The following is a 22451-nucleotide window of genomic DNA, read 5'->3' on the forward strand; positions in this document are numbered from 1 at the left end:
TATAAAAACATTTAAAAACCTATATTTCTGCTTATAAATATACCTGAAATATTTTTCGACATTTAGAAAAATGGAGTTTAATAGGCATAAAATAGGCATGTCGAAAATATTCGACATGCCTATAAAATCCTTTATATTCTATGTAAATTATATAAGGATATTAATACAGAAAACTTGCGATTATATTTACCTCAAGTTTTTTTATTGCTCATTTCGCTTCTCTTCATTCAGCCTTTTAATATCTGTAATTAACTGTACCATCTCTTCTTTCGCATCTGGATAAGTTTCATTCCAATGCTTTACTAAAGCTGGCATCGTCTTAGCTATGTAAGAATACAGTGCCCACTTCTGTACCTGTTCTTTTCTCTCTTCATTGCTCTCTCCAAGTAATAATTCCGTGTATTTCTCTAACAACCCGTCAAATTGTTCATTAAACTTTTCACTCATCTTATTTACCTCCTATATGAAAAAAGCAGCGAAGATCGCTGCTTTTTCTTATAATTTTGATCGAACAGAGTTTAATTTTTTCTCCATTGTGCTTACTTTATCACGACGATCATCAATACGAATAGTTGTTGCAACACGCTGTGCACCTTTCGTATATGGAACTTCATGCATTTGTTGAATTACTTCTAGAATGACAGGAAGATCTCCTTCAATAATTGTATTCATCGGTGTTAATTGATACTTCACGCGATCTGCATTTTTCTCTAGCACCTTTTGTACTTCTGCTACATATTCACTAACACTTGGATTACCTGTTCCTACTGGAATAATCGATACATCAACAATTGCCATAGTAGTCTTCCTCCTATAATCGTTTCTTATATATCCATTGTCTATTTTACCGAAATCCTCATCATTTTACTAATATGTTACTCTTCCACTTTAAACTGCTCGACTAATCTTTCTAAATCTCTCATATGTTCTGTCAAACTTTCCATCGTGTGAGCTACCTTTTCTAAATGATTCACCTGTGATTCCGTTGCAGCATGTACCTCTTCAGAAACAGCTGCACTTTCTTGACTCGTACCAGCAATTGTATGCATTACCGCTGTAATTTCCCCTTGCTCATAACCTATGTTATGTACCTCTTCTACAATTTTTTCAACTGAAGTACTAATCGTATTTACAACTGACATAATTGTACGGAACTCCATTTCCGCCTCTGTCGTCACTTTATTTTGCACATCTGCAATGTCTTTCAATTTACTTACAACTTCTACAACCCTTTTTACTTCTAATTGTACATCACCAATCATCATTGTGATTTCTCCGGTTGCCTCTTTTGATTGTTCCGCTAATTTCCGAACCTCTTCAGCAACAACCGCAAATCCCTTACCTTGCTCACCTGCACGGGCAGCTTCAATCGATGCATTTAAAGCAAGTAAATTTGTTTGATCCGAAATACCTTTTATAAGCTCAACAACATTTTGAATCGATCCAACTCTTTGTTCTAACTTATCCGATGCTTCTTCTGTATGAACAACAATCGAAGATGATTGTCCCCTCGTACGGATTAAATTCCTCATTGTATTTAATCCTTGCTTAGATGCCTCTTCCGCTTTGCCAGCCACTCCTTTTATTTCACCAACGGAGCTATTCATTTGTTCTACTGACTCCGCCATATTCTCGAGCTGAGCTGAAACTTCATCCACACTATTCGCAAGAGTAGAAGCTCCTCCGCTCACATCATCCATCGCTCCTGAAACTTCTCTACTAGCCGCTACTGTTTCGTTCGTTAAATAATGTAAACTATTCGTTGATTGTTGCACCGTTGATACGCTGTTTTTAATTTTACTTACCATTTCATTCATTTGTTCAACCATATCATTAAAGTGCTTAGTCAACTCTCCAACTTCATCTTTACTTGTCACTTTCATTCGCAGCGTTAAATCGCCTTCTGCTACTTTTTGCACGTGATTCTTTAATAGTTGCAGTGGTCTTGCTAATCTTCTTGAGAACAAGTAGGAAGCTACGATTCCAACTAATAAACTAATACATGCCATTATAATAACTGTATTTCTCGTACTATTTAATAGCCCATCGATCGTTTCTTTCGGATAAAAGATTCCTATCGTCCATTTCATCGTGTCAAATGATTGACTATAAACAACTACATCTTCACCTTTTATTGTAGTGACCGCATATTTTGTTACCTCTTTATTTAAGCTCTGTATAAGTGGCTCTTTAGAAACATCTTTCCCTATCTTTTCTGGATAAACAAGAGCCATATTTTTATCATTTATAATAAACATTTCTCCGTCATTATTGTATTGAATATTGTGAAGCAACTTCTGAATCGTACCAAGCGATACATCCATCGCAACAACGCCTAATACAGATCCATCTTGAGCTGTAATTGCTTTAGAAACACCTACACTTAACTTTCCTGTTGCAATTTCATAAGAAGGTTGTCCCCAATGGACCTTTTTTACATCAGCCTCTGAATCTTTATACCATGATCTTGTCGTTGGGTCATATCCTTCTGGCACTTGCCCACCTTCAGCAAGATTGGCACTTAATGTTTTTTTATCTTTCGTACCAATATATAAATCTAAAATACCAGGATGATTCTTTTTATACTCCGCAAACTCTTTCGTTAAAAACGCTTCCTCTTCTGGAGTAACCCCACCTTGAAGTATATTACGAATCATCTCACTGTTCGCGTAATACCCCATATCTTCATCCGTTCTTTGAACAAATGTCGTAAGTTGCTCTGTCACAAGATCCATCGCATTTTGAGAATACTCGTCTAAGGAACGCACTTCCTTTTCTTTCTGTAATTGATACACAGCTGTACCCAATATTACGAACATCATAGAAATAAGTACTGAAAACACTACCGCAATTTTTAAACGTAAACTTTTTAACATCTTCCCCCCAGCATCCCCTTCGCATTAAATTAAAATCTTATTAATCACTATATTAAGTATAATAGATAAAATTTAAAAATTGAAATTAATTCTCACCTTAATACAATTAGAAAACGGACTACCACTTGTGCAAAAACAAATAGTTCATTATCCTTAAAATATAATCTCATTCGTTCGGAGGGAACTATGTTACAAAAATTCGGTTTCTCACAATATGAAAGCCAGGCTTATGAAGTTGTCGTATCAAGCAATGAACCATTAGATGCTACAACAATTGTGAAGCATTCAGGTGTTCCAAAAGCAAAAATATATGAAGTGCTAGCACGCCTAATCGATAAAGGAATGGTAATGGATTCTGTTTCAGAAAAGAAAAAATTGTATACAGCATTACCACTAAAGCTAGCAATTGAAAAATTAACGACAGAATTCCAATCAAATATTAAAGAACTGGAAACAAATATATCAAAAAAATCATTTACAGATGACCGTGTGTGGAGCTTAAAGATGCAATCTTCTATTCGAGTTCAAAGTAAAGAACTCATTGAAAGTGCAAAAGAATCAATCCGTATTTCCGCTTGGAATGATACTCTTTTAGAATATCTTCCTTTACTAGAACAAAAAGCAAAACAAGGTGTTCAAATTGAGTCCCTTATTGTTGGAGAAGTAGAAACAGACTTAGAAAACATGCATTTTCTAATCCCAGCTGAAGAACCTAATGCATTAGAGCGCTACTTGCTACTCATCGTTGACGATCGTGAAATTTTATTTGCTGGCGTAGAACAAGAGTCATGGCAAGCGATGAAAACAATGTCACAACCTTTCGTAAAGTTCTTTACAGAATTTTTCTATCACGACGTTGCACTTGCAAAGATTACCCAGAAGCACCACGATCTCTTTATGGAAGATGAGGAAATTAAGAGTTTGTTGATGAAATTGAGGTACTAATTAAATAATAAAAAGGAGTCTAGTTTTTCACTTAGACTCCTTTTTATTTTGTTCCTTTATCTCCATCAACAGCTCAATGATTTTCTCATTTTGCTCTACCTGTTTCTCTGAATTTTGATAGATGAAACGAATCCATCTAAAAACAATGATAACTACAAATAACGGCAATACTGTGAATATAAAACCAATAATTGAATAATCCATATACTATCACCTCGCTATATACCCTTTTCTCCATTTACCTACTAAAACCTGCAATTTTTTACAAATAAAAAAAGAACCTATCAAACGATAGATTCTTCTTTCACGAACTGAGTAGAGCGTCCTCTCGTAATTGAGAAAATCGCGCAAAGCAGTGCTAATATAATAAAGCCACCGCCTACCCAAGCATTATATATAACAGATGATTTTTCAATAACAACTCCGCCTACTGTTGAACCGAGTGCAATTCCTAAATGAAGCGCAGAGTTATTTAAACCTTGCTGAATACCAGCTGATTCCGGTGCAATTTCAATTAAATAATTTTGCTGTGCTGGTGAAATCGCCCAGCTCAGCATACTCCAAAGTCCCATCATAATGATGAAGAGCGGGAATGAGAATGTCATTATTGGCAGTATGAAGATTGCACATGCAAATACGATAATAATCGAGATAATACTTTTCTTCGATCCCCATTTATCAGCAAGCCAGCCACCGAATCCGCCGCCGATTACTGCTGCGATTCCGAAAATAAAGTAAAACACACTAATCCAGTTTGCTTCAACATGCATGACATCTTTTAAAAACGGTGTTAAATATGCATACAATGTTAAATGCCCCGTTAAAAACAAAAATGATGTTAACTGTGCACTTACAATTTTTTTATCTTTTAAAGTAGCAAGTTGTTCTTTTATTGATAATACCGATGTCGGTGGTACTTTCGTTAAGAACAATGAAATACAAGCTATTGCCATAACTGTTAATACAGAAATTAATACAAATGGTGCACGCCATCCGTATGCATTTCCGAGTACAAGACCGAGCGGTACTCCAAGTACGAGTGATCCACTAATTCCCATAAAAATGATTCCAATTGCACGCGCACGAAAATGCGGTTCTACTACACTAGAAGCAAGTGTTACCGATAGTGCAATAATTAATGAACCACTCGCCGCACAAATAACCCTTGAGAACATTAGCATTCCGTAATTCACACTAAATGCCGAAATAATATTTCCGATTAAGAAAATCGATAATGCTCCAACATACAATGTTTTTCTTTCAAACTTCCCTGTCACAGCTAATAAAACTGGACCTGACAAAGCAAATACTACCGAAAATATTGTTATAAGCTGACCAGCTGCGCTAATAGATACTCCTAAATCATTGGCAACTAAATCGAGCGTTCCTCCTATAATTAACTCAACCGTTCCGACTACGAAAGCCGCGATAGCTAAAATATAAACACGAAAATTCAAGTCTTTCCCCACGCTTTCTATTTTGGTTACTACGACTATAGTAACCAAAATAGAAAGTGGACGCAAGTATAATTTTTTACAGTAAAAAAGGTAGGCGTATTATACGCCTACCCTTCCATCATTCTGTTTCTTTCTTCTTATTTAAATACCAATACACCGGAAGTCCCGTAAAGACCATTCCAATGGATAAGAAACAACTTACCGGATCATTGATAATTGCACTACCAATTACAAAGATTGAACCTAAAATCGCTACGATTGGTACGATTGGGAATAACGGCACACTATATGCACGCTCTTTATTCTTATTACGTTTTCTTAAAATGAAGACACCAATAAACGTCATTACATAGAAAATATAAATAATGAATACGGAAATCTCAGATAGCTTATTTGGATCACTAATAATCATTAAAATAATTCCTAAAATAATTTCAACAGTAATCGCATTTGCTGGTGTTTTAAATCTCGGACTTTCCTTTGCAATAAACTTAGAAAATGGAAGTTGTCCACGCTCTGCCATAGACATTGGAATACGTGGGAACGTTAAAATCTTTCCATTTAAACAGCCGAAAATGGAAACGATAATACCGATACTAATAATTTTTCCGCCATATTCTCCAAGTAACATGCCTGCAGCTGTCGCTGTTGCATTTTCTCCAAGGTCTACAATTTTCGCTGCTGGTAATACATTTAATAACGCCAAGTTAATTAATACGTAAGCAGCCGTTACGATTAAAATCCCTACTGTCATTGCTTTCGGTAATAACTTTGTTGGATTCTTCATTTCTCCACCAATCGAAGCAAGTAAAATCCAGCCGTCATAAGCAAATAACGTTGCTAAAATTGCCATACCGATACTTTGATTTTCCGATATCGGCACAACTACGTTAAAGATATCGCTATTCCCTCTCCAGAAACCTAGCACAACAATTAACACAATCGGAATCATCTTCCCAATTGTCGTGATTGTTTGAACGATACCTCCGTATTTTGTTCCCATACTATTTACAACGCCAAGGAACACAACCGTTCCAATTGCGATTGGTAAATTCCACACTTTATCTAAATAGAAAAAATTAATCATTAAAGAACTAAAGTATAAACCTAATGTTCCGATAATAGCAGGTCCATAAACAATTGTTTGCATCCAACCTGATAAATATCCCCAAAAACTTCCGTAAATCTCCTCTAAATACGTATACAACCCACCATTTTTCGGGATTTGCGCTCCAATTTCAGCTACTGTTAAACCACTTGCTAGCGTCAACAGACCACCAATTACCCAAGCAAGAATGGCCATATTAGAACTCCCCGAGTAATCTAATACGCTCCCTGGTTTCATAAACACACCAGATCCAATAATCGTTCCTACTACGATAGAAAGTGCTACTGTTAAACCAATTTTGTTCTTCTCATCATGATGCATGCTGCGTATCCTCCTTCCAATCCTAGTGTGATGCAAAAATGAAATAAAAAAACACTCCTCCCTAAAAAAGGGACGAGTGTTGTATTCGTGGTTCCACCCTTGTTTCAATTCGTAAAGTAACACACTTCACCAATTTCTCAAGTCTAAATAACGGTTTTTGCCGGCAAGCAATTACTAGATGCTCGTTCACTGCTGCAGTTCAGAGGTGGTAATCCATTTTTTCGTATTAGGAAGCTCACAGCCAAAGGCTTCCCTCTCTGAGAATCGTAAAAAATTGATCGTGTCCTCATCATCACTTCTTGATGTCGAATTTTGTAGTTATTGTTCATTATATTGAATTGTTAGAAAAAATCAATATATTTTTTATATAACATAGGAAATATTTCTCTTCTTATATTATAACAGAAGGTACGACACTTCTCCATTTCCCTAAAAATGGTATAATCTATTTAGGAGGTGCACCAATAATGATTGCTGTCTTTTGTATCATTGCTACGTTTCTCTCTATTCTATTCGCTATCATGCATCGGCACAAGTATCCTGGTTATAGCATTTTAGCGGTAGCTATTATACCAGCTGTTTCCTTCTACATATTGGGTAAATATCAATATACGGAAGTGTTTATCGGTTTTGCAATCTTCTACTGCATCTTCGGATACATACTAACAATGAAAAGAATTTTATTGAATCATTAAAAGGGACCGATTTCTGCTGACAGAAATCGGTCCTCGCACGTACCTTCCGGTTGCCCACACGAAAGATACATAAATCAATTATTTATCTTCTTTTTTCATAAAAAACTTATGGTGCGGTAAATCAACATTCAATGCCTCTAATTGTTTCTTTTCGTTGTCTAAAATCGCTTTTGCTTTTGTTTTTGTTGCTTCATCTAATCCAGCAAAGATGTCTTCATGCTTCTCTTTCTCTGGAAGTTTCACACCTAATTTTGCTAATTCTTCTTTTGCTTGCTCATGCGTTAATTTTCCGGATTTCTTTTGCTCTAAAATTGACTTCGCTTTCTCTTTTGTCTGTTCATCTAAGTTAGCAAACATATCTCCATGCTTACCTTTCTCCGGCATTTTCACGCCTAGCTTTGTTAATTCCTCTTTTGCTTGTTCTCGTGTTAATTTTCCGGACTTTTCTTGCTCTAAAATTGACTTCGCTTTTTCTTTCGCCTGTTCATCTAATCCCGCAAACATTTCTTTGTGCTTACCCTTTTCCGGGAACTTCACGCCTAATTTTGTTAATTCTTCTTTTGCTTGTTCTCGTGTTAATTTACCAGACTTCTCTTGCTCTAAAATTGACTTCGCTTTTTCTTTCGCCTGTTCATCTAATCCTGCAAACATGTCTTTACGCTTCTCTTTCTCTGGAAGCTTTACACCTAGTTCCTCTAACTGTTTCTTTGTATCATCCATAATTGTTTTTACTTTTTGTTTTGTAGCGTCATCCAAATCCTTTTTCGCCGTTTTTGCAGGCTGATCCACTGCTGGAGTATTCGTTGCCGCGAATGCCGGAATGCCGACTCCTCCAATGATTCCGAATGATAACGCACCTGCAATCGCTAAATACCCAACTGTTTTCTTCTTCATAGGAAATTTCCTCCTTCATATTTCTAATGCATGTACACTTTCGTATACAATGCCTATAGTAATGTCGGTTTCTTAACATTTCCTTAACGACTTAACAAAAAAAAACACCGCTCGTAATGAGCGGTGTTTCACTAAGCCTTTTGTAATTGTAATTCTTCACGTTCCATTATTTTTCTTAATACAATTGTTTGTGTCATTGTAAATAAGTTACCTGTTATCCAATACAACACAAGTCCTGATGGCGCCGCAAACCCCATAAATAGAATCATTGCTGGCATCATAATTTGCTGCATTTTCAGCATCTGCACTTGTTCTCCAGGTGTAATATTCGATTGGAAAACTTTCATCTGAATAAATGTCGTTAACGCTGCAATAATCGGTAATATATGATATGGATCTGCATGTCCTAGGTTCACCCATAAAAACGAAGATGTGCGAATCTCTTCAGTTCTGCTAATCGCATAATACAAAGCAGAGAAAATCGGCATTTGTATAAAAATTGGCCAGCAACCAGCAAGTGGATTCCAACCGCCTGATTTCATTAGTTCTGACATTTCTTTTTGATACTGCTTTTGTTTTTCAAGGTCTTTGCTTACATCACCGTACTTTTTCTTTAGCTTCTGCAATTCAGGTTGCATTTTCTTCATTTTCGCTTGGCTGCGATATTGCGAAACAGCTAATGGAATCATCGCTGAACGAATAACGAGCGTCATAATAATGATAGCAATCCCAAAGCTAGCTCCAGGTATATGATGAGCAACAAATTGAATCATAAACGAGATTGGATATACAAAATAATGATCCCAAATCCCAGTACTATGTGCATCAATTGGGGCCGCATTACTGCAACCAGATAAAACAAAAACAAATAATAATGATAAACTAACGAGCACAGCTCGGTATGATTTTAACATGTTCATTCCTCCAATGTTTCGTAATTATTTAGCGAAACATTGGCGTATACGGACCGACCTCGTCATTCTCTTCACTTGATTCTTGTCTGCGTACAGAACGAATCATTCCATATTTATAAAAAATAGAAAATAGCGGTACATTTCCCGCACTATCTTCACATGTATCAACTAACGCAAAAGCTCTTTGTCTACCGCTTGATGCTTGTTGACGCACAAAGCGAGAAACATTAGCAAGGAAGAAAACTTCTAATAAACAAAGTGCCGTCGTTACAAACGATATATATAGAATTGCATCCTGCAATAAAAATTCCATCGCTTCACATCCTTAATAAGGTCATTTTAGCACATCGGGCAAATATTCTCTATTTCCTTTTATTTTCAAAAAAAGTATTTTGCATATTTTCTCAAGAAAACAATAATTAAGAAACGTTGTATTCGCTTTCTTTAGCATATTCACACACATCAATGAATAGGCTTGATTTATTAGAAATTTATAAAATTTTTGCATTATAATAAAACTATTGCCAGTTTTTGAAAAAACCTTTATTCTCTTCTTGTAATCAAAAATGAATATGGAGATGAAACATACTATGGGTCAACTAGGAGACGCCGATTACGTTCCCGACACCGCCTTTTTATCCTTCCCAGCAGCTAAAACATTTCACTTAGAATTTATGATACAGTTGGTTGTTATTTTTATAGCTTCTATTTTGTATGCAATTTCTATGAATATGTTTTTTATCCCGCATAATATGATTAGCGGTGGATTCGCTGGTGTAGGGATGATTATCGGTTATTTAATGCACTACAATATCGGTGCACTTATCTTTTTACTAAACATTCCTCTTCTTATTTTAAGTCACTTTTACTTAGGCAAGAAGACAACCTTTTTAACAGCTTACTTTGTAGCTGTGTCATCGTTAGCGATGAACATTATCCCGGTACACCAAGTTTCAGACGATATTTTACTTTCTTCTGTATTCGGTGGTGTTATCTGCGGAGCAGCTTCAGGAATTATATTCCGATTTGCTTCTTCAACAGGTGGTTTTGATGTTGTTGGATTGATTGTAGCGAAATATCGAGATGTTTCAATTGGAGCAATCATATTTGTATTCAACTTAATCTTACTTGTAGCAGCAGGTTTTATTTTCGGATGGGATATTACACTTTATACGTTAATTAGTCGATTTGTAGTCAGCAAAGTTATCGACGCTGTGCATACGAAACATATTAAATTAACGATAATGACTATTACAGAAAAAGGCGAGGAAATAAAAAGCGCACTACTACATCACGGCATACGCGGGGTGACAATGGTAGACGCTGTCGGCGGCTATACAAACCATAAGAAAAAAATGATTTACACTGTCGTGACTCGCTATGAGTTAGGCGAAATGAAACGTATTATCCGTCAAGTGGATAACAAAGCATTTATGAACATTACTGAAACAGTTGAAATTGTCGGCCGTTTCAAACGCATATAAAACAGGTTAATAAATTAAAGGGCATAACATATTAGTCATATATAATATGTTATGCCCTTTGTTATTCAACTAACGTACCTTTTAGCATAATAAAATCACTAAGTTTATTACTACAAATCGGAGGATAGCATTCCATATACAATACTGTCTGTCCATTCATCTTTATTCCAAAAATCTTGTATGAAATGGGCTTCCTTTCTCATACCTATTCGTTCACACAATTTTTGTGAAGCTGTATTACGTGCATCAAGATTAGCCTGTATACGATGTACATTGAATTCATTAAATAATTTCAATACCAAACTACTTACTGCTTCTGTCGCCAAACCTCTCCCAGCTACTTCATTTGAAAAACTATAACCAATCTCAACAGTGTCTTTCATATTTGTGTACCATACGGATAAATCACCAACTACTTTATTTTTGTATATAACTGCCAAACTTAATATTGTTTCTTTAGTAAGTACATGATTTGCTAGCTTCTTATTAAATCTTTTTTGCATGTCTTCATGAGTCCACTTATTATGTAATAGGAACTTACATGTATCATCACTATTATAAATAGCAAATACATCCTGTAAATCAGTACTCTTAAAAGGTCTAATTATTAATCTTTCTGTTGTGAACTCCAAGTTAGCTCTCCTCCCTTACATTCATGCTATAAAACATTTTTTATAGTATTTAGGCCTCATTCTTAGATCTCACCTTGATTACATATTTCATCATAATAAATTAAAATCCTTCTTTCACTAAACTGCACCGTTAATGGTATTTCCTTGCGCTTTTTATTTTTTACACTTATTACAAAATCAGATAATTCTATTATTATGTCCCTAAATGTGTTATAATGAAAGCAGACTCACAAAAAAGAGTATATAGACTTGGAAGTTTCTCTTATTTTACAAGCAAAAAGAAACGAGCAGTCGGGTATATTTCAGACACCATACACGTAACGGTTTAAACAACCGATCATCTTAGTTACTCTTCAATGATCTTTTTATAAAAAGATACGTACAATTAAAACTCACTTCAATATACTATACCTACCTTTTTGACTTCCAAATCATCTTATTACATAGGGAGATGAACATATGAATCAATATATACGATATACAATAGCTGTCCTGTTTGCTATTATCGGCGGAACAATCTGCTTCTGGACAAACACTCAGCTTGGAGAGAATATCATCTTTAATGGAATCGAAACACTTGTAAGCGCTTCAATTTTAGGCGGATACATTTACTTCCTCTTCAATCCAGAAGAAAATGCTCAAAAAACAATGTTATTAACAATGATCGGAATCGTTGGTGGATGTATTTCCTACTCAATGACAAACTATACATTACCACTTCAATTAAGCTCAGCTTTCTTCCACGGTCTATGGACTTGGTTCATTGCATTCTGCTTAGCAGACGTATTCAACCTATTACAAGACAATGAAGAAGATAGCGGTCGCCAAATTGAAAGTAACTCTTAAGCTGGAAGATACTCTTCCAGCTTTTTTATGTTGGTTTGCATACCCCGGCACTACAATAAAAAGAAGTTGCCCTCACGGCAACTTCTTTTCCATATACCCCACTTCGTATTCACTAAAATATATCAACGATTTTTCAAATATATCGATCGTTTCTCCACTTATATCAACGATTTTTTCATTATATCGACGGTTCGACACAAGATATCGATTTACCGACAACCTTCGACACTCAAAACGCACAACATACCCTATCCACCAAGCAACTTACTGCCGAACTCTACGATTAAAAAGATAATTAATAGGATCGCGAGTATCTTTAATGCTACATATGCCACTTTAAAAACAACATAAATGAGCAAGACGATTAAAATAATCGTTAAAATTTCCATCTAGAATTCCTCCAAGCTTTGCTCTTCTTATCTCATTTTACTCGCCCCGGGCTATTTATGGAACGGCATAAGATGACATATAAAAAAGAGGATACCTCACCCATCGTAAGATACCCTCTCTTTCAGCTGCTCAAACCATTCTCTTTCTAATTGTAAATATCCCATCTCACTCTTCTCGGCGCTCTCCAATTCTTTATCAGCTTTCTTCATATAAGTATGGGAAGCTTCTAGATCATTCTCTAAATATTTGATAATTCCTTGTGTACGATAATATCCGTTTAAGTCCATTTTTGTAATAGCCTTTGCATGTTCCTTTGCTTCTTGCAAAGAAAGACTATCCATCTGATAAAGGGCTTTATATAAAAGATACCAACTATGAAAACTACTAACGAAAAACTTATTTTCTTTCGTTACAGGTAATTGAACAATTCGTTCTATATACGGTATCGCTCTTTTCATTCCCTCTTGATCTGCACGAGCAAGGAAGACAAGCATAAGTCTACTCATTATCTCTCTTATCCCTTTATTCTCTTTTATTTTCTCCTCACTCAATTCTACTAATCTTTCATCCCAATCTTTCGGTCTTTTATAACTAAATAACTCACTCGATATTTGAATCTCATATAAATGATTTCTAGCTCTTTCATCATCTTTAATTAAAATAAGAAATTGCATCCCATCACTCATAAGCATTCCTTTTATCGGCACAATTGTAACCGCAAAGATTGCAAAATGGAAAAAGGAAAAATATAAAAGATATTGATAATAACTCACCATGTATATGTAACCGGAAGTAATACCAAACAGTAAACTCGTAATCGGTCCACCTAAAGTGAGCCATGCCCACTTTTTCGAAAGATTCGGTGTCTCTATAGAAGGTGGTACTAGTGTTGCAACGCCTCCAAAGTACGCCCATAATTTATTTTCTCGAATGCGTACTTTCCCCTTCTCTTTTTGAAAAGTAATCGGCCCTACTGTCATAAATTTAAAATGTAAACCACCTATTAAACCAAACACTACATGTCCTAGCTCATGAATGGCTAACACTAACAATAAAATTCCAACTATTGCCCATAGGTTCAAAATTACTTCTAATTTCCCAGTTCGGATTACTCCGTATAAAATGGACAGAATTAGCGCCACTGTCATTGAGCCAGCTGGCCTTCTTAAAATATCCACCTTTTTCTCCCCTTAATAAATCATTTTTCTTTGCATTTCGTACATGAACTTCCCGAGATGCAATATCCAAATAAATGAGATTAAGCCAATTAATACAAAATCGATATTACTAGCAGCTGTATATATAACGGCAGCCCACCATACATATGCCAATATTGTATTCGTAAATTCATACGCTTTATATCCAGCCTCATGCACAATGTGCTTTAATCCTTCATCTGCGTTTTTCGTCCACATTTTCATAGATTCCATATACGTTACACCTTGTTCAGGATATAGCTTATTATAACGATTTTTTGTTATAAGTCCGATAATTACTACAGTAGTTAAACAAACAATAGAAGCTACTAAATTCCACACCGCAAATGAAACATTTGTATCCTGCAACAGTGCACGTCTACATGTAATAACTGCATATACAAACCATGCCTGCGTAACTATATCGCCTACACGTAAATATATACTTATAATGCCTAATTTTCTGCCTTGTACGCTCTCTTCTTCATCGCGTGCCTCTGCTAACATACGTGTATTCTTCCAAGTATAGTACATCATTAAGATTCCAAAAATAGTACATATACCTATAAATGTATTGGATGATAATTTTCTCGGTTCATCCGAGAGTAAATTTAAAGCTATATAAGACGTTAAAAATCCTCCCATCATACTTAATGCTATTTTCCCCACAGAATCAAATTGTTTTTTTCGTTTACTCTTCATCGTCCTCTTCCCCCTCTACTAACGTAAATATTTCCTCCACCGGTACATTGAAAATTTGTGCGATTTTTAACGACAATACGATAGATGGTGCATAATCCCCGCGCTCAATTAAACTAATCGTTTGCCGTGATGATCCAATCGCTTTCCCTAAATCCCCTTGTGATAAACGATGCTTTGCTCGCAATTCCCTCACTCGATTTTGAAGCTTCATGTCTTCCCTCTTTTTCATTTATTTAATTAAAATTGTAAATAATATCCTTATCTTTGTCAATTATAATTGTCATTACGACTATAATAATTGACAAGATACTTATTTCTTATCCTGTATCAAATTCCTATAAAGAATGTAAAATGTGCATTAAACATAGTCTTAAAAATAAAAAAGTCAGTGCTTTTGCACTGACTTCCTAAATTCTGACATAGAATGGATTTCATATTAACTTGCGTTTTGTAGTAATACTCGTTTTAACTGCTTACGGAAACGAATACCTAACGTAACCGCTACAATCACAATAACTCCAAAAATGATTTTACCGATATGACCTTCTAGCACTCCAAAGATATCATGTAAGTTTCCACCTAACCAGTAACCACCGATTAAGAAGAATGATACCCAAAATAGAGCGCCTGAATAAATTGTAATGGCAAAACGACGGAATGGTAAATTAATAATTCCTGCAAAGTATCCTGTGAAATGACGTACACCAGGAATAAAGAAACCAATAAAAATCAGGAAGTACCCATACTTATCAAACCACATTCTCGTTAAGTCGATTTTTCTTTGCGTTAAAAATACGTATTTCCCATACTTTTGAATGAAAGGCATACCTAATTTATTTCCTAAAAAGTATTGAATCGTCATTCCTACACTTGTCCCAATAAAGGATAGAATAATTAAAATCGGTAAACTTAAATCACCCTTATGTGCTAAAAATCCCGCATATGCTAACGTTGGCTCTCCCGGAAACGGAAGTGCAATATATTCTAACAGCAAGCCGACAAGTACAACATAGTACCCGTATTGCTGAAATAATTCATGAATCCATTCCATGTCATCTCTCCTTTCAATCACGTACAACTTCTTACTATTATTGTATAAAAAAATTGTCGAAATAACTATCACAATAGCTTACATTTTTATTACATTTTTGTAAGGGTCACACTAATGATTTTCGTTCTTTGGTAAATAGTAAAAATCATTTTTCAGGTCGAAATAGCGAAAAGGCGCATTAATAACATGCAGATTTTATCCATTTTTTAGCACTAAAAAACCTCTCTTATTTTGTTCTCAATAAAAAACCATCACAAACTCATGCTAACTTCATATTAGCTTCATATACGTATTGTAAGATTATATCGGAATTTGTTGAAAAATTTAACCAATATATGACTAAGCATTAATTTGAATAAATATAAGTCGTTTTTCGAAATTGAAAAAAGGGTGAATACGAAATGGAAGCATATAAAATGCACGATTTTATTAATACAAATGTTGAATCTCATCAAAATGAAACCGTTTTTAATTTACAAATATGTGAAACAAGTGAATTTGACGTAAGTTTAACAAAATCTACAACACTATCTTTTATCGTTTCAAAAAAGAATATTAAAATTGTCACGAAAAAATGGATTAATTCAAATCAAGAAAGCATGATTGGCAAAAGCTACATCATTCCAACAAAAGCTTTTCATTATTTCTTACCAATCATCTCTGAAAATGAAGATGAGCTAAATATTCAAGTTCAAAGTTTTGGACTACGTGGTGAGCTTTTATTAAATGAAAGATTACTTATTGATAACAACAACAAACACAACAGCAAAATCACTACATTCTTTGAAACATTAGATGAAAATGTAAATAAAGCATTACGAGGATTACAACTTCATTGTATGTAAGACTCTTACGATAGTAAAAGGAGAATAACAATGAAAAAATTATTATTAAGCGCACTATTATCATTAGGATTTTTAACTCTTCCATTCGCTAGCGCAGAGGCAGCTACAACGAAAGATCAATTAATCGTAGACACTCAGTTAAATAAAATGGATTATTATCAGGATGGAAAATTTATAAAAAGTTTTACTGTCGCTACTGGAAAAGCTGCAACACCTACACCTAAAGGCACTTTTCAAATCGTAAATAAAATTAAAAATCGTCCTTATTATACAGGTAAAATTAAAGGCGGCGATCCACGTAATCCACTTGGTGACCGTTGGCTCGGATTAAATATGGCAGGAACTTACGGAACAACTTATGCGATTCACGGAACTAACAATAATCAAGCAATCGGCAAATGGACAACACTTGGTTGTATTCGTATGTATAACAATGATATACACTGGTTATTTGAGCGCGTTCAGCAGCAAGCTACTGTCACTGTAAAATAGCCTAAAAACAAGATTTATGTGTAGCCAAGAATTTTATGTCTTGGCTTATTTTATTTATTCATTTACAGTAGCAAAACAACTGTATTTACATATATAATAGGAATAGATTTGATTAGCTAATATTTAAACATTGATAAACGTAGATATTAAAATTATACAGTTATAATGTTTTATAAATTTTATAATACATACTATAATAGAACTACTGTAATTCTGAACCATTCAGTAACACTAAACTATTCCCCTTGCTACCTTCATGATTATTTTATAGCGGGGGCTTATTATATGTATAAACAATCTGAGTCACTCGAAAAATGATGAATTCGAATATTGCAGTAAAAAGCGTTATTTAGGAGGTGTTACTATGACGCATATACTGGTGATTGAAGACAACCCAGATATACAAGAACTTATTCGTGAATTTCTAATGGCACAAAACTTTACAGTTGATGTAGTTGGTGCTGGAACAGAAGGTATTCTTCTTTTCCAAAAAAATTCATACGATCTTGTCCTCCTCGATGTAATGTTACCAGATATAGATGGCTATAGTATTTGTAAAATTATGCGAGGACAATCTGATGTACCAATCATTATGTTAACAGGCTTACATAATGAAGAAAGTGAAATTAAAGGATTTGAGTTAGGTATTGATGACTATATTACGAAACCGTTCCATTACACTGTATTTATTAAGCGTGTAGAGGCTGTATTAAGAAGGGCAGCAACGAAGGAAGCAGAAGCTGCAACTATACTACAATTCCATGAGTTGATGTTAAACTCTACAGCATATGCAGCTTATGTTCATGGTAATCAAATTGAATTGACAACAAAAGAATTTGAAATTATTTATACTTTACTGCAAAATCGAGGAAAAGTATTATCAAGAAGTGATTTGTTGAATAAGGTATGGGGCTATGAACATTATGGTGATGTAAGAGTTATAGATACACATATTAAAAACTTAAGAAAAAAATTAGGAATTCCTTATATCAAAACGGTGAAAGGCATTGGCTACAAAATCGAATCGTAGCAAAGACAACATCACCAAAAATATTTTCATCAAAACCTTATTATTTTGTATTCTTTTATCACTTTGCCTTTATCAAATTATTTACTTTCTAGCTTCAAACTACGATAAAGAACGTTTTGCGAAAGAAAATGGAACGCCGACTACAGAACAGGCCGATTCAGATAAGCAAAACGACGGAAGTAAAACGAAGCAAAATAAAGCTGTGTCAGAGGGGAGCATTTCTAATTTCCAATCTTCTATTATAGATTATAAATTTCTTTCTACAGCTATCAATCACCTTTTGCAGCCTAGCCAAACTGTAAAGGCAAAAGAACATACACAAAATCTTTCGGGGAAAAATAGCACTTCTAATCCGCCTACAGAAGCAGAAAAGAAAGCCGCTAATAATGATGCCTTACATACACAAAATGCAGCAAGTAAAACAAATGATAATCCAAAGTTAGCAGATGCGTTGCAACAATTAGCTCCACATATTGGCGCGACAATGCTTGCATTATCACTACTCGGATCATTAATTTATACAAAACTAATTGCCAAACCTTTTCAATATATGAGTGATGCTTTAAAAGATATTATGAATCTTGATTTCTCAGATAAAAAGCTACTTAACAAAAATGCAGATCAAACAGATTTTAATTTGCAAGTAGCTGCTTCACAAGTACCAAATATTGTGAAGAATTTACATGCAAGCAATCAAGATTTAAGAAACGAGCTCAAGAAGGAACAACAATTAGAACAATCTCGTAAAGAATTTATGTCTATGGTATCCCATGAATTAAAAACACCAATCGCAGCCGTTATGGGACAACTAGATGGCATGATTCACGGAATTGGAGCTTATAAAGATAGAGATAAGTATTTGAAACGTTCCTACGAGATGATGCAAGACATTAACATATTAACGGAAAAAATGTCGGAATTATCCAAAATACAAAACCCTCAATTTAAACCGAATTTAGAAGTCATTTCTTTATCTAATATTATTGAGGATGTTATGAAGAAAGTAGATTACTTTGTATCTGTAAAACAATTAAATGTACAATCTAATATTAAACACGACGTACAAATTTTAGCTGATCCTAAATTTATTCAAACTGCTATTTTTAACATTATTTCAAATGCAATTCATTATACAATTGACCATCAGCACGTATATATAAAGCTTTATGAAAAACCAAATGGTTACGCATTAGAAGTATTAAATACAGGTTCACAAATTGATGAAGATAAACTTGCTCATTTATTTGAACCGTTCTATCGCGCAAACCCTGATAAACACGGTTTAGTACAAGGTAGTGGTCTTGGATTATATATCGTGAAACAAATATTAGATAAACATCAGTTTCCTTACGGGATACAAAACACAGCTCAAGGTGTAAAATGCTCCATTGTATTCCCAAAAGCAATGTAACATTCACTATAATTACATACCCCAAACTCATACTTCATGTGTGAGTGGCGGAATTTTGTAGAGTGTCTTACTCTGTTTCGTTCGCCCGTTATCCTTATTTGGATAGCGGGCGTTTTTTATTACTTAAAAGGAGGATTTTTTATGGAAAAGTTTAAATATTCATTGCTCGTTTTATTCGGTGCTTGCAGCTATGGCATACTTTCAACTATTTTCAAACTCGGATTCATAAATGGATTTTCAGCACATCAACTCTTAGGGGGACAATATGTCTTCGGATGGATTGGACTATTTCTACTCGTTCTTTTCTTTTCACGTCATAAAGTAACAAAAAAACAATTCTTTTCCTTACTAACCGTCGGAACAACAATGAGTATGACCGGGATTTTTTACGCTATTTCTGTAGCAGAACTACCCGCATCTATCGCTGTCGTCCTACTCTTTCAGTTCACTTGGATTGGTGTCATTATCGAAGCAATTGCAAATCGAACATTTCCAAGCCGCGATAAGATTATATCTATCCTTATTTTATTTGCTGGTACATTGTTTGCAGGTGGTGTATTTGAAGGCCTCGGACAAAGTTTTTCTACGAAAGGGATTATCTTTGGACTATTAGCTGCTGTCTCTTTTTCATTCTATGTTTTTGCAAGCGGGCGCGTCGCTACGGATGTTCCGCCTTATACGAAAAGCTTCCTTATGACAACAAGCGCTACTCTTATCGTATGCCTATTCTTTCCGCCAACCTTTTTAACAGACGGTGCTTTGCAAGCCGGTCTATGGAAATATGCTTTCTTCCTCGGATTATTCGGCGTTGTTGTACCTGTCATTTGTTTTTCAATCGGTGTACCAAAGGTTGGAACAGGGCTTGGTACGATATTAGGTGCAGCTGAATTACCAACTGCTATTATTGCTTCTATTACACTTGTACATGAAGTCGTAACGTTCATGCAGTGGATTGGAATTATTTTCATATTGGTTGGGATCTTCACTCCTCAGCTGCTTACGGCTAGGAAAGAAAGGAAACAAAATCGCGTGCATAGCGCTTGAAAAAATACAGAATTTATATAAAAGATATAACTGCAATTAAAATAAGTAAATTTATCTGGAGGTATAAATGACTATTTTAAGCATCGTATTTTTTGCTATTATGTGTATCTTCTTCCTAATAAGATATATGAAAGAAAAGAAATTTTACGATTTACTTCTCATTCCCGTTTGTATATATGCAGGAGCAGTGAAAACTCCTTTCGTAGAGTACTTAAACTTTAATACTACATTTAAAATAACGTATGATATTGCAGCTATTATTCTTGTAATCCTTGCTGTACTTTTCTTTTTGAAAGATAAGAAAGAGAATCATACTGCATAACAAAAGACCTTTCATTTACTTGAAAGGTCTTTTTCTCTATCTCATTTTACCGCTCCATACAGCTTCTCTATCTCATGCTCAATTTGTTTTACATCGATTCGCTCAAATAGTGGCTGCACACCATCAATTCTACTTGGCAACGTATTTTGAGGTGCCCAATTTCGTTCCACAATCGACAATGTGTTTCGAACTCTTTCACTTGAAAATGGTAAAAATGGTTCAAGGAGATGGGCAAAATTAGCGATAAGATACACACAGTTATAAATCGTTTCTTCACATGAAACTGGATCATCTTCTCTTTGTTTCCAAGGCTGCTTTTCATCAAAATATTTATTTGCAAAACGTACTGCATCAAATATTGTTTCTAACGCCACCTTAAATTTAGTTTGCTCAATCGCCTCTCCTACATGTTTATATAATCCTTCTACTTTATCTTTCAGCTCTACCTCAATACTTCCCTTCGGCACGATACCACCATAATATTTTTCAATAAACTTTAATGTCCGGTTCACAAAGTTCCCGTATGCACCTAACAATTCACTATTATGACTGTAAATAAATTCCCGCCATGAAAAATCAGTATCGCGATTTTCTGGTGCGTTGACGGTTAAAAAGTAACGAATAGAATCTGGATCATAGCGTTCTAATATGTCAGGCACCCATACTGCCCAGTTTTTACTTGTAGATAATTTTCTTTTTTCAACTGTTAAATATTCATTCGAAACGATATGACGCGGGATTGCTTCCTCCCCTATTCCAAGTAATACCGCTGGCCAAATGACGGAATGAAACGGAAGATTATCCTTTCCGTGCACATAATATGTTTTCGCTTCTCTATCCCAAAACTCTTGATCATCTTTCCCTGTTTCTTCAGCCCAATGTTTACTCGCTGAATAATAGCCTGTCACTGCTTCAATCCATACGTAAATTTTCTTATCTTCATACCCTTCTACTGGAATTGGTACCCCAATTGGCAAATCACGTGATACGGCCCTATCTAGTAATCCTTCCTTTACATATCTCTCTGTTAGTTGAATCGCATTGTCGCGCCATGTCCCTGTTTGTTTGGCAATTTCTACAGTCCTTTTAATTTGCTGCTGAAATGTATGCAATGCAAAATAGAAATGCTCTGTTTCCTCTACAGATGGCGTACTACCACATAACTTACATTTCTTTTCTAACAAATCGAGAGGATCTAAAATAGCAGAACAAGCATCGCATTGATCTCCTCTTGCTGCTTCATGGCAATGTGGACATATTCCTTCTACATAACGATCCGGTAAAAACTGCGTACACGTTTCACAATACGCTTGTTCCACTGTTTTTTTATAAATATGTCCTTCTTCTAATAAACGTAAAAAAACATTTTGAACTGTTTCATGATGGTGCTCACTATCTGTACGTGTATAGCAATCATAAGTAAAACCAAGGCTACGAAAACATCGCTGGAACTCTTCATGATACTTATCAGCAATTTCTTTCGCTGTCACACCTTCTTGTTTTGCTCTAATTGCAATCGGTGTTCCATTACAATCACTCCCTGAAACATACAGCACATTCTCACCTTTTGCCCTGTAATAACGAGCTAAAATATCTCCAGGTAACAAACTCGCAATATGGCCAAGGTGTAACGAACCATTTGCATACGGCCAAGCGCCTCCAATAAAAATACTCATCTTACATTCCTCCTCGTATATTAATATTTAAGCCCTATCTCAGGCTTAGTTTTACTCTCTAATAAGAGTCCAGTAATAAAGAAAATACTTGGACGTCTCAAGATATTTCTAGATAATGGT

The 22451-nt window shown here is 35.0% G+C and carries 26 protein-coding genes and 1 other annotated feature; of the genes, 10 read left to right on the forward strand and 16 right to left on the reverse strand.

All coding sequences use genetic code 11. The annotated features are described in order from the left end of the window. Positions 1-201: 201 nt before the first annotated feature. The 3 genes from MR168_RS07800 to MR168_RS07810 all read right to left on the reverse strand — a co-directional run bounded on the left by MR168_RS07800 (position 202) and on the right by MR168_RS07810 (position 2876). Positions 202-447 carry a YusU family protein gene (locus MR168_RS07800; protein WP_001290594.1) on the reverse strand — a complete coding sequence of 82 codons (246 nt, stop codon included), beginning with the start codon at positions 445-447 and terminating at the stop codon, positions 202-204. Between the two features lie 48 nt (positions 448-495). Then, positions 496-798, reverse strand: a complete 303-nt coding sequence (locus MR168_RS07805; RefSeq protein ID WP_001018860.1) for an MTH1187 family thiamine-binding protein — start codon at positions 796-798, stop codon at positions 496-498. 77 nt (positions 799-875) lie between these two features. Continuing rightward, positions 876-2876 (reverse strand): methyl-accepting chemotaxis protein, encoded by a 2001-nt coding sequence (locus MR168_RS07810; protein WP_025709836.1) that lies wholly within the window; start codon positions 2874-2876, stop codon positions 876-878. 186 nt (positions 2877-3062) lie between these two features. On the opposite strand from MR168_RS07810, the gene MR168_RS07815 reads away from it, so the two are divergent. Then, positions 3063-3821 carry a TrmB family transcriptional regulator gene (locus MR168_RS07815; RefSeq protein ID WP_000939479.1) on the forward strand — a complete coding sequence of 253 codons (759 nt, stop codon included), beginning with the start codon at positions 3063-3065 and terminating at the stop codon, positions 3819-3821. A 27-nt stretch (positions 3822-3848) separates the two neighbouring features. Here MR168_RS07815 and MR168_RS07820 read toward each other — a convergent pair whose 3' ends face one another. The 3 genes from MR168_RS07820 to MR168_RS07830 all read right to left on the reverse strand — a co-directional run bounded on the left by MR168_RS07820 (position 3849) and on the right by MR168_RS07830 (position 6707). Beyond that, positions 3849-4025, reverse strand: a complete 177-nt coding sequence (locus MR168_RS07820; protein ID WP_000386584.1) for a hypothetical protein — start codon at positions 4023-4025, stop codon at positions 3849-3851. An 80-nt stretch (positions 4026-4105) separates the two neighbouring features. After that, a complete protein-coding gene (locus tag MR168_RS07825) occupies positions 4106-5290 on the reverse strand; it encodes an MFS transporter (RefSeq protein ID WP_002025014.1) in 1185 nt (394 codons plus the stop codon). A gap of 106 nt (positions 5291-5396) precedes the next feature. After that, complete coding sequence (locus MR168_RS07830; protein ID WP_242291226.1) at positions 5397-6707, reverse strand: APC family permease; 1311 nt, start codon at positions 6705-6707, stop codon at positions 5397-5399. Between the two features lie 65 nt (positions 6708-6772). Next, positions 6773-7009: a binding site (T-box leader), on the reverse strand. Between the two features lie 165 nt (positions 7010-7174). Here MR168_RS07830 and MR168_RS07835 point away from each other — a divergent pair. Further along, positions 7175-7402 (forward strand): hypothetical protein, encoded by a 228-nt coding sequence (locus tag MR168_RS07835; RefSeq protein WP_086411345.1) that lies wholly within the window; start codon positions 7175-7177, stop codon positions 7400-7402. Positions 7403-7480: 78 nt separating this feature from the next. Here the strand turns inward: MR168_RS07835 and MR168_RS07840 are convergent, their stop codons facing one another. The 3 genes from MR168_RS07840 to MR168_RS07850 all read right to left on the reverse strand — a co-directional run bounded on the left by MR168_RS07840 (position 7481) and on the right by MR168_RS07850 (position 9523). Further along, positions 7481-8296: a hypothetical protein gene (locus tag MR168_RS07840; RefSeq protein ID WP_086411346.1), complete on the reverse strand. Its 816-nt coding sequence runs from the start codon at positions 8294-8296 to the stop codon at positions 7481-7483. Positions 8297-8427: 131 nt separating this feature from the next. Beyond that, on the reverse strand, positions 8428-9210 hold the full coding sequence (yidC, locus tag MR168_RS07845; protein WP_000920522.1) for a membrane protein insertase YidC: 783 nt from the start codon (positions 9208-9210) through the stop codon (positions 8428-8430). A gap of 28 nt (positions 9211-9238) precedes the next feature. Beyond that, positions 9239-9523: a hypothetical protein gene (locus tag MR168_RS07850; protein WP_000394930.1), complete on the reverse strand. Its 285-nt coding sequence runs from the start codon at positions 9521-9523 to the stop codon at positions 9239-9241. A 277-nt stretch (positions 9524-9800) separates the two neighbouring features. Between MR168_RS07850 and MR168_RS07855 the strand changes: the two genes are divergently transcribed. Beyond that, complete coding sequence (locus MR168_RS07855) at positions 9801-10694, forward strand: YitT family protein (RefSeq protein ID WP_000530044.1); 894 nt, start codon at positions 9801-9803, stop codon at positions 10692-10694. A 110-nt stretch (positions 10695-10804) separates the two neighbouring features. Here the strand turns inward: MR168_RS07855 and MR168_RS07860 are convergent, their stop codons facing one another. Continuing rightward, a complete protein-coding gene (locus MR168_RS07860; protein ID WP_000397302.1) occupies positions 10805-11326 on the reverse strand; it encodes a GNAT family N-acetyltransferase in 522 nt (173 codons plus the stop codon). Between the two features lie 459 nt (positions 11327-11785). Between MR168_RS07860 and MR168_RS07865 the strand changes: the two genes are divergently transcribed. Then, on the forward strand, positions 11786-12172 hold the full coding sequence (locus tag MR168_RS07865; protein ID WP_001077773.1) for a DUF3938 domain-containing protein: 387 nt from the start codon (positions 11786-11788) through the stop codon (positions 12170-12172). A 248-nt stretch (positions 12173-12420) separates the two neighbouring features. Here MR168_RS07865 and MR168_RS07870 read toward each other — a convergent pair whose 3' ends face one another. The 5 genes from MR168_RS07870 to MR168_RS07890 all read right to left on the reverse strand — a co-directional run bounded on the left by MR168_RS07870 (position 12421) and on the right by MR168_RS07890 (position 15511). Continuing rightward, positions 12421-12561 (reverse strand): DUF3985 family protein, encoded by a 141-nt coding sequence (locus tag MR168_RS07870; protein WP_000404784.1) that lies wholly within the window; start codon positions 12559-12561, stop codon positions 12421-12423. A gap of 96 nt (positions 12562-12657) precedes the next feature. Next, entirely contained in the window at positions 12658-13710 is a 1053-nt protein-coding gene (locus MR168_RS07875; RefSeq protein WP_016123713.1) for a site-2 protease family protein, read from the reverse strand. Positions 13711-13752: 42 nt separating this feature from the next. After that, positions 13753-14460, reverse strand: a complete 708-nt coding sequence (locus MR168_RS07880; protein WP_000837718.1) for a DUF3169 family protein — start codon at positions 14458-14460, stop codon at positions 13753-13755. Then, on the reverse strand, positions 14450-14671 hold the full coding sequence (locus MR168_RS07885) for a helix-turn-helix transcriptional regulator (protein ID WP_000776168.1): 222 nt from the start codon (positions 14669-14671) through the stop codon (positions 14450-14452). The genes MR168_RS07880 and MR168_RS07885 overlap by 11 nt, the downstream gene beginning before the upstream one ends. A gap of 225 nt (positions 14672-14896) precedes the next feature. After that, positions 14897-15511 (reverse strand): DedA family protein, encoded by a 615-nt coding sequence (locus MR168_RS07890; protein ID WP_000454754.1) that lies wholly within the window; start codon positions 15509-15511, stop codon positions 14897-14899. A gap of 401 nt (positions 15512-15912) precedes the next feature. On the opposite strand from MR168_RS07890, the gene MR168_RS07895 reads away from it, so the two are divergent. The 6 genes from MR168_RS07895 to MR168_RS07920 all read left to right on the forward strand — a co-directional run bounded on the left by MR168_RS07895 (position 15913) and on the right by MR168_RS07920 (position 20655). Beyond that, positions 15913-16356, forward strand: coding sequence for a DUF3978 family protein (locus MR168_RS07895; RefSeq protein WP_000388769.1), 444 nt, complete (start codon positions 15913-15915; stop codon positions 16354-16356). A gap of 30 nt (positions 16357-16386) precedes the next feature. Then, positions 16387-16848, forward strand: a complete 462-nt coding sequence (locus MR168_RS07900; RefSeq protein ID WP_000735058.1) for a L,D-transpeptidase — start codon at positions 16387-16389, stop codon at positions 16846-16848. A gap of 364 nt (positions 16849-17212) precedes the next feature. Continuing rightward, on the forward strand, positions 17213-17878 hold the full coding sequence (locus MR168_RS07905) for a response regulator transcription factor (RefSeq protein WP_000148833.1): 666 nt from the start codon (positions 17213-17215) through the stop codon (positions 17876-17878). Beyond that, the gene (locus MR168_RS07910; protein ID WP_086411347.1) at positions 17856-19289 is read left to right on the forward strand and encodes a sensor histidine kinase; all 1434 of its coding nucleotides are present in this window, start codon (positions 17856-17858) and stop codon (positions 19287-19289) included. The genes MR168_RS07905 and MR168_RS07910 overlap by 23 nt, the downstream gene beginning before the upstream one ends. 141 nt (positions 19290-19430) lie before the next feature. Further along, positions 19431-20333 (forward strand): EamA family transporter, encoded by a 903-nt coding sequence (locus tag MR168_RS07915; protein ID WP_086411348.1) that lies wholly within the window; start codon positions 19431-19433, stop codon positions 20331-20333. A 67-nt stretch (positions 20334-20400) separates the two neighbouring features. Beyond that, complete coding sequence (locus MR168_RS07920; RefSeq protein ID WP_000154129.1) at positions 20401-20655, forward strand: hypothetical protein; 255 nt, start codon at positions 20401-20403, stop codon at positions 20653-20655. A gap of 41 nt (positions 20656-20696) precedes the next feature. Here MR168_RS07920 and metG read toward each other — a convergent pair whose 3' ends face one another. After that, positions 20697-22331: a methionine--tRNA ligase gene (gene metG / locus MR168_RS07925; RefSeq protein WP_086411349.1), complete on the reverse strand. Its 1635-nt coding sequence runs from the start codon at positions 22329-22331 to the stop codon at positions 20697-20699. Positions 22332-22451: the final 120 nt, after the last annotated feature.

Source organism: Bacillus cereus group sp. BfR-BA-01356 (assembly GCF_022663635.1).
GTDB classification, from domain to species: domain Bacteria; phylum Bacillota; class Bacilli; order Bacillales; family Bacillaceae_G; genus Bacillus_A; species Bacillus_A cereus.

Coding starts and splice junctions, on each gene's coding strand:
- MR168_RS07800 (WP_001290594.1), bottom strand. CDS start 447: ATGAGTGAAAAGTTTAATGAACAATTTGACGGGTTGTTAGAGAAATAC.
- MR168_RS07805 (WP_001018860.1), bottom strand. CDS start 798: ATGGCAATTGTTGATGTATCGATTATTCCAGTAGGAACAGGTAATCCA.
- MR168_RS07810 (WP_025709836.1), bottom strand. CDS start 2,876: ATGTTAAAAAGTTTACGTTTAAAAATTGCGGTAGTGTTTTCAGTACTT.
- MR168_RS07815 (WP_000939479.1), top strand. CDS start 3,063: ATGTTACAAAAATTCGGTTTCTCACAATATGAAAGCCAGGCTTATGAA.
- MR168_RS07820 (WP_000386584.1), bottom strand. CDS start 4,025: ATGGATTATTCAATTATTGGTTTTATATTCACAGTATTGCCGTTATTT.
- MR168_RS07830 (WP_242291226.1), bottom strand. CDS start 6,707: ATGCATCATGATGAGAAGAACAAAATTGGTTTAACAGTAGCACTTTCT.
- MR168_RS07835 (WP_086411345.1), top strand. CDS start 7,175: ATGATTGCTGTCTTTTGTATCATTGCTACGTTTCTCTCTATTCTATTC.
- MR168_RS07840 (WP_086411346.1), bottom strand. CDS start 8,296: ATGAAGAAGAAAACAGTTGGGTATTTAGCGATTGCAGGTGCGTTATCA.
- yidC (WP_000920522.1), bottom strand. CDS start 9,210: ATGTTAAAATCATACCGAGCTGTGCTCGTTAGTTTATCATTATTATTT.
- MR168_RS07850 (WP_000394930.1), bottom strand. CDS start 9,523: ATGGAATTTTTATTGCAGGATGCAATTCTATATATATCGTTTGTAACG.
- MR168_RS07855 (WP_000530044.1), top strand. CDS start 9,801: ATGGGTCAACTAGGAGACGCCGATTACGTTCCCGACACCGCCTTTTTA.
- MR168_RS07865 (WP_001077773.1), top strand. CDS start 11,786: ATGAATCAATATATACGATATACAATAGCTGTCCTGTTTGCTATTATC.
- MR168_RS07870 (WP_000404784.1), bottom strand. CDS start 12,561: ATGGAAATTTTAACGATTATTTTAATCGTCTTGCTCATTTATGTTGTT.
- MR168_RS07875 (WP_016123713.1), bottom strand. CDS start 13,710: ATGACAGTGGCGCTAATTCTGTCCATTTTATACGGAGTAATCCGAACT.
- MR168_RS07880 (WP_000837718.1), bottom strand. CDS start 14,460: ATGAAGAGTAAACGAAAAAAACAATTTGATTCTGTGGGGAAAATAGCA.
- MR168_RS07885 (WP_000776168.1), bottom strand. CDS start 14,671: ATGAAGCTTCAAAATCGAGTGAGGGAATTGCGAGCAAAGCATCGTTTA.
- MR168_RS07890 (WP_000454754.1), bottom strand. CDS start 15,511: ATGGAATGGATTCATGAATTATTTCAGCAATACGGGTACTATGTTGTA.
- MR168_RS07895 (WP_000388769.1), top strand. CDS start 15,913: ATGGAAGCATATAAAATGCACGATTTTATTAATACAAATGTTGAATCT.
- MR168_RS07900 (WP_000735058.1), top strand. CDS start 16,387: ATGAAAAAATTATTATTAAGCGCACTATTATCATTAGGATTTTTAACT.
- MR168_RS07905 (WP_000148833.1), top strand. CDS start 17,213: ATGACGCATATACTGGTGATTGAAGACAACCCAGATATACAAGAACTT.
- MR168_RS07915 (WP_086411348.1), top strand. CDS start 19,431: ATGGAAAAGTTTAAATATTCATTGCTCGTTTTATTCGGTGCTTGCAGC.
- MR168_RS07920 (WP_000154129.1), top strand. CDS start 20,401: ATGACTATTTTAAGCATCGTATTTTTTGCTATTATGTGTATCTTCTTC.
- metG (WP_086411349.1), bottom strand. CDS start 22,331: ATGAGTATTTTTATTGGAGGCGCTTGGCCGTATGCAAATGGTTCGTTA.